At 61.0% G+C, this 11,597-nt stretch carries 9 protein-coding genes; 5 read left to right on the forward strand and 4 right to left on the reverse strand.

The genetic code is table 11. From position 1 onward, the window contains the following. Nucleotides 1–91: 91 nt before the first annotated feature. Complete coding sequence (zapE, locus tag AC0L4F_RS02665; protein WP_244684987.1) at nucleotides 92–1,162, forward strand: cell division protein ZapE; 1,071 nt, start codon at nucleotides 92–94, stop codon at nucleotides 1,160–1,162. Nucleotides 1,163–1,344: 182 nt separating this feature from the next. Here the strand turns inward: zapE and AC0L4F_RS02670 are convergent, their stop codons facing one another. Next, entirely contained in the window at nucleotides 1,345–2,571 is a 1,227-nt protein-coding gene (locus AC0L4F_RS02670) for an FAD-dependent monooxygenase (protein ID WP_244684989.1), read from the reverse strand. A 107-nt stretch (nucleotides 2,572–2,678) separates the two neighbouring features. On the opposite strand from AC0L4F_RS02670, the gene AC0L4F_RS02675 reads away from it, so the two are divergent. The 3 genes from AC0L4F_RS02675 to AC0L4F_RS02685 all read left to right on the forward strand — a co-directional run bounded on the left by AC0L4F_RS02675 (nucleotide 2,679) and on the right by AC0L4F_RS02685 (nucleotide 8,624). Next, nucleotides 2,679–4,007 carry an amidase gene (locus tag AC0L4F_RS02675; RefSeq protein WP_244684992.1) on the forward strand — a complete coding sequence of 443 codons (1,329 nt, stop codon included), beginning with the start codon at nucleotides 2,679–2,681 and terminating at the stop codon, nucleotides 4,005–4,007. A 172-nt stretch (nucleotides 4,008–4,179) separates the two neighbouring features. Further along, nucleotides 4,180–5,376 (forward strand): aminotransferase class I/II-fold pyridoxal phosphate-dependent enzyme, encoded by a 1,197-nt coding sequence (locus tag AC0L4F_RS02680; protein ID WP_244685009.1) that lies wholly within the window; start codon nucleotides 4,180–4,182, stop codon nucleotides 5,374–5,376. A gap of 2 nt (nucleotides 5,377–5,378) precedes the next feature. Then, entirely contained in the window at nucleotides 5,379–8,624 is a 3,246-nt protein-coding gene (locus tag AC0L4F_RS02685) for a DNA translocase FtsK (protein WP_244685012.1), read from the forward strand. Between the two features lie 62 nt (nucleotides 8,625–8,686). Here the strand turns inward: AC0L4F_RS02685 and AC0L4F_RS02690 are convergent, their stop codons facing one another. Next, the gene (locus AC0L4F_RS02690) at nucleotides 8,687–8,932 is read right to left on the reverse strand and encodes a hypothetical protein (RefSeq protein WP_244685014.1); all 246 of its coding nucleotides are present in this window, start codon (nucleotides 8,930–8,932) and stop codon (nucleotides 8,687–8,689) included. Beyond that, nucleotides 8,929–9,981, reverse strand: coding sequence for a PDDEXK-like family protein (locus tag AC0L4F_RS02695; protein ID WP_244685016.1), 1,053 nt, complete (start codon nucleotides 9,979–9,981; stop codon nucleotides 8,929–8,931). The genes AC0L4F_RS02690 and AC0L4F_RS02695 overlap by 4 nt, the downstream gene beginning before the upstream one ends. A gap of 214 nt (nucleotides 9,982–10,195) precedes the next feature. On the opposite strand from AC0L4F_RS02695, the gene AC0L4F_RS02700 reads away from it, so the two are divergent. Next, a complete protein-coding gene (locus AC0L4F_RS02700; RefSeq protein WP_244685018.1) occupies nucleotides 10,196–10,798 on the forward strand; it encodes a LolA family protein in 603 nt (200 codons plus the stop codon). Here the strand turns inward: AC0L4F_RS02700 and AC0L4F_RS02705 are convergent. Further along, entirely contained in the window at nucleotides 10,795–11,535 is a 741-nt protein-coding gene (locus tag AC0L4F_RS02705; RefSeq protein ID WP_244685020.1) for an N-formylglutamate amidohydrolase, read from the reverse strand. The two genes, AC0L4F_RS02700 and AC0L4F_RS02705, sit on opposite strands and share 4 nt — an antisense overlap. Nucleotides 11,536–11,597: the final 62 nt, after the last annotated feature.

Below are 11,597 nucleotides of genomic sequence, written 5' to 3' on the forward strand. Positions count from 1 at the left end.
TACAATTCCCGATGGCGATGTAGATGGCCGGGCAGACAGTTCAAATTTGCCGTGGGCTACACATTTCAAATTGGCCGGGCTATGTCGGGGCATGACCAGCTTGTCCGACATATATGCCGCCCGCATCGCCGCCGGTGACCTGCATCCCGACGCGGCCCAACAGGCCGTCCTGCCAGAGTTCGAGCGTATTCGCGCCGCGCTGGCACAGCCTGTGAAACGCGGATTGTTCCGCAAGGCCCCGAAACCACCCAAGGGGCTCTATCTGTGGGGCGGTGTCGGACGGGGCAAATCCATGTTGATGGATCTGTTTGTCGATGTGCTTCAGGATCAGGACATTGCGGTGCGCCGGGTGCATTTCCATGCCTTCATGCAGGACATCCACCGCGCCATGCACAAGGCCCGCCAGGACGGGGCCAGGGATACGCTGGAACCGGTGGCGCGTGATGTGGCCAAAGGGTTGCAATGTCTGGCGTTTGACGAAATGCAAATCACCGACATTACCGATGCGATGGTCGTGGGGCGGCTGTTTGAATTTCTGTTTGCCGCGGGTGTGGTGGTGGTCACCACTTCGAACCGGGTGCCGGATGACCTCTACAAGGACGGCTTGAACCGGCAATTGTTCCTGCCGTTCATTGATCAGATCAAGGATCACCTGGAGGTGCGGGAGCTGGCCTCGCCACGCGATTACCGCCAGGACCGGCTGTCCGGTGTACAGGTATTTTTCACCCCCGCCGATGATCGCGCCCGCGATCAGATTGATCAGGTCTGGCAGCAATTGACCGACGGGCAGGGCGCCCCGCTGACCCTGATTGTCAACAAACGCGAGGTCGCGATCCCCGCCTTTCACAATGGCGTGGCGCGGGCGAAATTCTATGATCTCTGCGGGCGCGCCTTGGGGCCTGCCGATTATCTGGCACTGGCCGATGCGGCGCGGGTGCTCCTGCTCGAAGACATCCCCCGGCTCAGCCGCAATAATTTCAACGAAGCCAAACGGTTTGTCACCCTGATTGATGCCCTCTACGAGGCCAAGGTCAAATTGATCGCTTCAGCGGCGGCAGAACCGGAAATGCTTTATATCGAAGGCTCAGGTGCCTTTGAGTTCGAACGCACCGCCTCGCGCCTGCGCGAGATGCAGGATGCCAACTGGGGCCGCGATAGCTAAGGTTTTGCGCTTGAGATCGGCTTTCATCTGACCAGAAATATCCCGGGGGTTTGGGGGCTGGCCCCCAATTTATCCTGTGTTTGGGGGCTGGCCCCCAATTTATCCTGAGTTTGGGGGCTGGCCTACAGTTTACCCTGCCTTTCGGCAGCTGCCCCCCAATTGGCCCACAATCCCGACACCGCTCACAGCGGTTTGCCCGTCAACAGCCGCGGCAAATCCCCGGTCAGTCCCGCAGCCTCGCGGATAAAGGTCCGGCGCAGCGTCGGGGCGGCGTTGACCAGCCCCATACCAAGATCACGCAGACCACGCAGCAGGGCATTGTCGTTGGAAAACAGCCGGTTGAATGTATCGGTCGCCCCTGCCAGACTGGCGATGTCAAACCGCCGCCATTCCGCATAACGCGACAGGACCATCGGGCTGGCAATGTCTTCGCCCCGGCGGGCGGCATCGGTCATCACCTCGGCAAGCGCCGCGATATCGCGGAAACCGGCGTTCAACCCCTGACCGGCAATGGGGTGGATGCCATGCGCGGCATCACCGACCAGCGCCAGCCGATCCGCAGTCAACCCACTGGCCAGTGACAACGACAAGGGATAGGTGAACCGGGCCCCGGCAAGGGATATCTCCCCAAGGAAATCGCCGAACCGTGGGCGCAAAACCGAAAGATAGTCGGCGTCGGACAAGGCATTGATCGCGGCCGCCTGATCGTGGCTTTCGCTCCAGACAATTGAACTGCGGTTGCCGGTCAGCGGCAGGATCGCCAGCGGCCCGGGTGGCATGAAAAACTGATGGGCGCAGCCGTGATGCGGCTTTTCATGGGCAATGGCACAGACAAGCGCGGTTTGACCATAATCCCACCCGGTCCGTGTGATGCCGGCGCGGCTGGCGGTGCCCGATGTGCGCCCATCACAGCCGATAATCAAACGACCCGTCACCGTCTGTCCACTGGCCAGCGTCACCTCGGCCCGCAGCATGTCACAGGATTGGGCCACCACCCTTGCGCCGGTCATATGGCGGATCAGCGGGTTTGCCGTCACCGCGTCAAGCAGGGTGCGGCGCAGATAGCGGTCTTCGACCATGAACCCCATCGGGCCTTCTTCGATCTCGTGGTGATCGAAGTGCAGGAAAAACGGCGACGGCCCTTCACCGGCCCGCCCGTCCGACACCTTGATGTCCAGCATCGGCTGAGCATTTGCCGCCAACGCGTCCCAAAGCCCCAGCGCCGTCAGCATCTGCTGTGACGCCAGCGCCAGCGCATAAGAGCGGCCATCAAAATTGTCGGACCGCTGGGTCGCGCTGTCGGCGGCATCAATCACCGTGGCGGTGAACCCGGCCTGCGCCGCCGCCAATGCCAGCAGGGGGCCGTTCAACCCGCCGCCAATAATCAGAAGATCGCTGTCATATGTCATGGCGGCGAATATGACCCTGTTGGCGGGATTGTCCATATGACGGCTTGCCGCTACCGTGGCCCGCGACAGAATTTTGGCCCGGCTGAGGCCCAATGGGGAGTGTCAGGATGCAAGATTGGCTGTGGATGACGGCGGCGGAACTGGGCCAGGGGATCGGCGCCGGTGCAATTGACCCGGTGGCGCTGACCGAAGCCCACCTCGAGGCGATCGCGCAGCATGAGCATGGCCCTACGACCTATGCCCGGGTGACGACGGACCGCGCCCGATCCGAGGCCGCCGCCGCCGCCGCCCGCGCAAAGGTCGGTCAGCGTCTGTCGCTGCTGGACGGGGTGCCGATCAGCTGGAAAGACCTGTTTGACAGCGCCGGCACCGCCACGGAATCCGGATCGGCGTTGCTGGCCGGCCGGGTGCCGGACCATGATGCCGAGGTGCTGCGCAATGCCCGCGCCGCGGGTCTGGTCTGTTTGGGGAAAACCCACATGAGCGAGCTGGCCTTCAGCGGCCTGGGGCTGAACCCGATCACCGCAACCCCGCCCTGTGTCAATGGCGACGGCGCGGTGCCGGGCGGATCATCGTCGGGGGCGGCGACATCGGTGGCTTATGGGTTGGCGGCAGCGGCGATTGGATCGGACACTGGCGGATCGGTGCGTATCCCGGCGGCCTGGAACGATCTGGTTGGCCTCAAAACCACCCATGGCCGGGTTTCAACGCGAGGCGTGGTGCCCTTGGTGGCCTCTTTTGACACGGTTGGCCCGCTGACCCGCACGGTTGAAGATGCCGGGTTGCTGCTGGCCGCGCTTGAGGGCCGGAAACCCGCCGACTTACGCGGTGCGACGTTGCAAGGGCGGCGGTTTGCGGTCCTGAAAACCGTGGCCATGGACGACCTGCGCGATGCGCCCGGCGCGGCCTTTCAAAGCGCGCTTGACCGGCTGCGCAACGCGGGCGCCCTGGTAGAGACAATCGAAATCCCCGAACTGGCCGAGGCGATGGACCTGTCCGCAGTCCTGTTCTCGCCAGAGGCCTATGCCACCTGGAAAGACGTGATCGAAGCCGCCCCGGACAAGATGTTCCCCCGCATTCTCGAACGGTTTCGCAGCGGCGCGAGCTTTGATGCGCCGGATGTCATGGCGGCCTGGCAAAAGCTGCACCGGTGCCGCGCGGCCTGGAACAGGGCCGTGGCCGGGTATGATGCCGTGCTGACGCCGACGGCGGCAAATCTGCCACCGGATATGGAACGTTTGCTGACGGATGACGCCTATTACGTGACCGAAAACCTGTTGACGCTGCGCAACACTCGGATTGGCAACTTGATGGGGGGCTGCGGGCTGACCCTGCCCACCGGGGTGCCGTCCTGTGGCCTTCAGATGCTTGCGCCCCCGATGAACGAGGCCCGTCTGCTGCGTCTTGGGGTGGCGGCCGAATCAGCGCTGGCCTGAGGTCAAAATGACGCAAGGGAAAGCCGCGTTTTGCGGTCAATATGTGCCCAAATGCCACAAACCCTTTTCCCTGCGCGCGTTTTGCTGGACGGCGGCGGGGCTGTGAACTACCCTGAGGGGTAATCGGGGCGAAAACGACCCCGTATCCGAGGCAGTAAAAAGCAGTAACCCCATGTTCCCCGAGCGGTTTTCGAACCTACCGGCCTATGCATTCCCGCGCCTTCGCGCGCTGTTGGACCCGCATCCGCCCGCACCGGCGTTTGCGGAGGATGTGTTGCATATGACCATCGGCGAGCCGAAACATGCCTTTCCGGACTTTGTCGGCGACATTCTGGCCCGGAACATCGCAGGTTTCGGAAAATATCCGCCAAACGACGGCACCCCAGAGCTGAGAGGCGCAATCGCCGATTGGGCCAAACGGCGCTATGGTGTGACGCTTGATCCCGAAACCCAGGTGATGGCGGCCAATGGCACGCGCGAGGCGCTGTATAATCTGGCCATGGCGCTGTGCCCGGAAACCAAAAACGGTCAACAGCCAATCATTCTGACCCCGAACCCGTTTTATCAGGTCTACATGATCGGGGCCTTGTCCGTCGGGGCGCAGCCGGTCTTTGTGCCGGCCACGGCGGAAACCGGGCATCTTCCGGATTATGCCGGGCTGCCGGCGGATGTGCTGAACCGTGTGGCGATGGTCTATATCTGTTCGCCGGCCAATCCCCAGGGCGCAATTGCGTCGCGTGACTATTGGCGGGACTTGATTGCGCTGAGCGAGCGTTACGATTTCCGCATTGTCGCGGATGAATGTTATTCCGAAATTTACCGCGACACCGCCCCAACCGGGGTGCTGGAGGTCGCAGCAGAGTTGGGCACAGACCCGGAACGGGTGGTGCTGGTCAATTCGCTGTCGAAACGGTCGAACCTGCCGGGGTTGCGGTCCGGTTTTATCGCCGGTGGCCCCAAAAGCATCGCGCGGGTCAAGCAATTGCGCGCATATGCCGGTGCGCCGCTGCCGCTGCCGATTCAGCAGGTCAGCGAACAGGTCTGGGCGGATGAGGCGCATGTGGTGGCAAACCGCGCGTTGTATCAGGCAAAATATGATGTCGCGGACGAAATTTTTTCCGATGTGCCCGGATATGCCGGGCCAGAGGCCGGGTTCTTCCTTTGGCTGCCGGTGGCAGACGGCGAAGCGGCGGCCCTGAAGGCCTGGCAGGACACGGGCGTTCGGGTGTTGCCCGGTGCCTATCTGTCGCGTGACGTGGCCGGGGCCAACCCTGGCAAAGAATACATCCGGGTCGCAATGGTGGCCCCAATAAATGACATGCGACGCGGGTTGATCCGCCTGCGCGACTGTCTGTACGAGGTGAGGTGACAATGGCGTTTCAAGCTCGCGGACGTGATCCGCTACTCGATAGCAATACCCAGGCAGCGGTGGAAAAACGCGGCAAGGAGCTTATTGGCATTGTGCTTATCCTCTTGGGGCTGGCGGCGGCGGCGATGATTGCGTCGTATACCCCGGATGATCCCAGCTGGATGTCCGCCACCGATGCGCCGGTCCAGAATTGGATGGGGCGCGCCGGGGCGTCGATTGCCGCACCATTGTTCATGATTGTGGGCTGGGGCGCTTGGGGCGTCGCGGTATCGCTTTTGGCCTGGGGGTTCCGTTTTGCCCTGCATATCGGCTCAGAGCGGGCGATGAGCCGCGCGGTTTTCGCGCCAATCGCCATTGCGCTGGCGGCGGTTTATGCGGCGACGCTGGTGCCGGGGCCGGGGTGGTCGCATGCCTTTGGTCTGGGCGGGTTGTTTGGTGACACTGTTTTGGGCTCGGTTCTGACCGCAATGCCGGTCGGCTCGTCCCTTGTGGTCAAATTGGCGTCGTTGATCATGGGCCTGGCCATTCTTGCGGTCGGGGCCTTTGTGCTTGGCTTCACCCTGCCAGAGGTGCGCCGGATCGGGCGTTTCCTGTTGGTGGGTATGATCATGGCCTATGCGATGATCCTGAACCTTTTGGGGCGTGGGGCCGCCGGGGCGGTTTGGGCCGCAAAAGGTGTCCAGACGCAACAGGCCGAACGCCGTGCCCGCCGCGAAGAAGATCGCCGCCAGGCCGAGGAATGGGCCGCACAGCAGGTGATCGAAACCGATACCGCAGCCCAGATCCCGCAGGCCGCCCCCATTGCCGCGCAAACCTATGTGCCGCCCGTCCCGGAAGAGGTGCCCCCGCACAGCCAACCGGAAAAGCCCGGTCTCTTGGCGCGGATGCCCTCGCTTATCCGGCGGGCTGAACCGGTGCCCGAAGAAATGCCGTCGCCCGAGCTGATCGAAAGCTATGGCCCCGGTGTCGACGTTGAAATGCCGGGCGATGATCGGATCAAGGCCAAGATCACTTCGGTGATCAAGGATCGGGTGCGCCGCCATCCAGAGGTGCAGATCGAATCTGTCGCCCCCCTGACCAAAGGTCGCGGTCGTGGCCCCGATCCGTTGATTTTCCGCAATGAACCGCGGGTGGCACCGGGAGAGCCGTTCAAATCGGAACCACCGTTGACCGCGGCCCATGCCCCCGCGCATCCCCCGGCACAGGCGGCCATGCCCGCCCAGACCGCCCAAACCGCGCAGCCAGATCACCATCACCAACCGGTACAGGCCCAGTCCCCGGCACAGACACAGGCACCATCTGCCCCCCGGGTGACCCGTCCGGCGTCCGCTCCGATGGCGGCCCCCGTTGCTGCCCCTGCTGTTGCCGCCCCTGCCGCTGCCGCCGCCACCGGCCAGGAGGCCGCCGCGCACTCGGCCCGCATGGCCGTTCCCGCAGCACCGGCCGCACCGCAACCGGCCCCGCAACAGCCCGCCCAATCGGAAACCGATCCCTGGCAGATCGACCCGGATTACGATGATGATGCATCGGGATTTGTTGCGCCGGAAGACGATGAATGGGCGGTGACCGAACCGGCCACGCCACATGCCCCCGCTGCCCAGCCGCCGTTGCGCGCCGCACCGGCACAAGTCAAAAAAGTGGTACAGCAACCGATCCGCAAACCCACCCCGATGTCACGCCGGGCCAAGGCCGAAGCGCAGCCGGAATTGGGTTTTGTGGAGCAATCCCAGGTCGAATACGAACTGCCGCCGCTGGCGCTTCTGGGCGATCCTTCGCAGATCGAACGCCATGTGCTGTCCGATGAAGCCTTGGAAGAAAACGCCCGGATGCTGGAATCCGTGCTGGATGACTATGGCGTCAAAGGCGAGATCGTCTCGGTCCGCCCCGGTCCCGTCGTCACCATGTACGAGCTGGAGCCCGCGCCGGGTTTGAAAGCGTCGCGTGTGATCGGTCTGGCCGATGATATCGCGCGCTCGATGTCGGCGCTGTCTGCGCGGGTTTCGACCGTGCCGGGCCGCAGCGTGATCGGTATCGAGCTGCCGAACGAAAAACGCGAAATGGTGTCTTTCCGTGAAATCCTGTCTGGCCGCGACTATGGCGATGGCAACCGCGCGCTGCCCTTGGCGCTGGGCAAGAATATCGGCGGCGAGCCGGTGGTGGCCAATCTGGCCAAGATGCCCCACCTTCTGATCGCCGGGACCACCGGGTCGGGTAAATCGGTGGCGATCAACACCATGATCCTGTCGCTGCTCTACAAATTGTCGCCTGATGATCTGCGCCTTGTGATGATCGACCCAAAAATGCTGGAACTGTCGGTCTATGACGGCATTCCGCATCTTCTGTCGCCGGTTGTGACCGACCCGAAAAAGGCGGTTGTCGCGCTGAAATGGGTCGTCGGCGAGATGGAAGAACGCTATCGCAAGATGTCGAAAATGGGCGTCCGCAACATCGACGGCTATAATTCCCGCGTGAACGATGCACTGGCCAAGGGCGAAATGTTCAGCCGCACGGTGCAGACCGGGTTTGACGATGACACCGGCGAACCGGTGTTCGAGACCGAGGAAACCCAACCCGAGAAAATGCCCTTTATCGTCGTGATCGTCGACGAAATGGCCGATCTGATGATGGTCGCGGGCAAGGAAATCGAGGCCTGCATCCAACGCCTTGCGCAAATGGCGCGGGCGAGCGGCATTCACCTGATCATGGCGACACAGCGGCCTTCGGTCGATGTCATCACCGGCACGATCAAGGCGAACTTCCCGACCCGGATCTCGTTTCAGGTCACCTCGAAAATCGACAGCCGCACCATCCTTGGGGAACAGGGCGCAGAGCAGCTTCTGGGCATGGGCGACATGCTTTATATGGCCGGCGGATCGAAGATCGTGCGTTGCCACGGCCCGTTCTGTTCGGATGAAGAAGTCGAGGAAATCGTCAATCACCTCAAGGCCTTTGGCCCGCCCGCCTATGTCGGTGGCGTGGTGTCGGGACCGGATGATGATAAGGCCGAAAACATCGACGCGGTGCTGGGCCTGAACACCGGCGGCAACACCGGCGGCGAAGATGCGCTCTATGATCAGGCGGTGGCGATTGTCATCAAAGACCGCAAATGTTCCACGTCTTATATCCAGCGCAAACTGGCCATCGGCTATAACAAAGCCGCGCGATTGGTCGAACAGATGGAAGACGAAAACGTCGTCTCCTCGGCCAACCATGTCGGCAAACGTGAAATTCTGGTGCCGGAACAATAAACCAACCGCCGCTCTGCATATCCGTGCAGAGCGGCGTTTTCAGCTGATCAGCTACGCCTGTCTCAGATCGGCTGGCCCGCGGGATCGTCGGCTTTGCCATGGGCGTCCTGCGCCCGGATCAACGCGGCTTTTACTTTTGGCAGATGCCGTTCCACATATTGCACAAGCTCGGATTGAAGCTTTTCCAATCCGTTTTCTGCATCGCTCAGACTGTCTGTTGTCAACAAATTCTGACGCCAATAATGTTTCACGCTTTTGGTAAAAGGTTTGTGGCGATACCGGCCAATCTCGTTAAATGCCTCGATCAATTTGGGTCTGAATATCTGTTCGCCATGACCCGGCCCAATACAGAAGCAGACAGTAATGGCATCCTCTTGTGTATCCGCACATAATTCCACGGCCATTTGGTTACCGGAATTATCCAGCCACGGTCCCCATCCGAAAGCGCCGGGTATGTTTTGCCAAATTCCGGGAATGTGAAGCGATACCAACGCGCGCCCCAGGATAAATCGGCAACAATCGACAGACCAAGTGCCGCGCTCATGTCATGGGCAATCTGCGGTTGCGCATTTGCAAAGTCATGCATCAAATCGTTCAATGGGTCAGGTTCATGCGCGATCAGGTATTCCAGGACTTCGCGATGCTCCGCCCAGATTGATTTAATTGCCGCTTTCAGCGTCTTGTCGATCGGTCCGTCGGCCATGCCGTGCCTCCGCATCATGGATTGATAGTCGCGTAACAATTCAAGACTTTTGCCCGCAATGGTGTTTTCGGCCAAAGCCTTGTCAATGCTGGCGAAAAAGCTTGTAAAGGACAGGGCGGCCCATTTGGTTTCTCCGTCTGTCGTGGCGGCCCGACCATCCGGGGTGAGAAAGCAAAACAGCCGCTCCCAATCTGTCGTCGGATATCGCAGGGCGACCTTTTCTTCGTAATCGACCAATTGATCGTCGCGTTCCACGGCATCGACCTTCAATTCGACCGCAATCACAATGCCCTTTGTGCCGCTGCGTGGAATTTCGATGAGCAGGTCAATATGGTCGCGCTCTCGATAGACACGCGCCGGCGCCAGCGATGTTCCATTCTGCGCCAGTTTCAACTGCGCGCCTTTGTCCCCGGATTTGTCGCACAGCAATTGGAAAAACGTCCGAAGGATAAGATCACCCATCTCATGCGGGCGTCCAGGGTCCATGATATAGGACAGGAAATTTGAATGCCTGATCTCTTGCCGTGCCATGCCAATTGCCTCAAACGGGCAAAAATGTCTGACATGTCTTGCAACCAGATCCAGCTGCGATGCGCCGGGGCCTTCGAATAGATCCGAAATCTTCTGATGCAGATCGCCGTGGCGCTCATTCATTCGGGAAATCTTTCGTTCTAAAATTCCCCGGCACTCAATAATAAATGCGGAAGGCGGTCAAGGCATCGATCAGGCAGGCACTTTGCGCTCCTGCAATGTCACGTTTCGCGGAGAATTGCTGATGGGGCTTGCCGGTTCGGCATGTCACGCCGATATTATGTCTCCCGGGGGTGGCACTGCCCCCAGCCACAACAACGGACACATGAGCAGACATATGACGATGATCCGAATTCTGGCCGCCGCTCTTGTCACCGGCATGCTGGCCTTGCCCGCAAGCGCCGACAAATTGTCCCTGGCAGAGGTTTCGACCTATCTGAACACCTTGCAACGCGCAAAAGGTGATTTCACCCAGATCAACGATGATGGCTCTATCTCGACCGGCACGATTTCGATCCGCCGCCCCGGCATGATGCGGTTTGACTACAATCCGCAGGCCCAGGCGCTGGTACTGGCCTCTGGCGGTGAAGTGGCGATTTTTGATCGCAAGACCAAACGCCCGCCGGATCGTTACCCGGTCACCAACACGCCGTTGAACGTCATTCTGGCCAAAACCGTGGATCTGACACAGGCCAACATGGTGACGGGGCATACCTATGATGGCACCGCGACCACCGTGCGCGCCCATGATCCCAAACGCCCGGAAATCGGCACGATTGATCTGGTGTTCACCGCCGATCCAATAGAGCTGCGCCAATGGGTGATTCAGGATGATGGCGGCGGGCGCACGACCGTGATTCTCGGCGATCTCGATGAATCCGCCAGCGTGCCGCATACGATCTTTTCGATCATTGCCGAGATCGAAAAACTGCGCCGTTAAAGCCCGGTTTGATCCAGAACCTCGGCCAGGATCGGCGCCAGCCGTTCCGCCCAGGCGCGTTGCGTGGCCTCTTCTGCAATCAGATCGTTGCGCAGCTCGATCAGGATATTCGGCAACCCCGTCGCCAGCGCATGACGTTCAATGCTGTCGCCGGGCAGATGGCCGGAATAGGGCACATTGCCATCAACGCAAAGATCGGGCTCTTGGTGCAGGCGCTCGATCAGCGGCAAGGCCAACCTGTCGTCATGGGCGTATAGAATGCCGATATGCCAGGGGCGGGGCGGGCGTGCCTGAAGCTGCGGCGTAAAGGAATGCACCGCACAGATCACCCGGTCCGGTCTTTGCGCCACCAGATCGTCATATGCCGCATGATAGGGCCGATGATATGCGATCAACCGGCGCTCGACCTCGGCCGCATCGGCATGGCGATTGGCGGGGATGATGGTGCCGTCATAAAGCTTCATCAACAGGGTCGGGTCGTCTTCGCCCCGGTTCGGGTCGATCACCAGCCGGGAAAAATTGGCAAACAGCGCCGGACCGTTCAAAAGCTCTGCCAAATGGCGGCTGACCCCCATCGCGCCGGGATCAAATGCGATGTGGCGCCGCATATCCGCCGGGTCCATTCCCAGATCGCCCCCATTTACCGCAGGGGGGACTACATTTGTCGCGTGATCGCAGGTTACCAGCCAGCGACCGGGTCTTTCCGGGCCGTCGATCCAATAAGGGTGGAAGCTCATGTCATCTCTTCGTAATGTGATACAGCGATATGTAGCGTGCCTCGCGCTTGTCTGCGAGGCCG

Source organism: Marinovum sp. J2-8 (genome assembly GCF_055808435.1).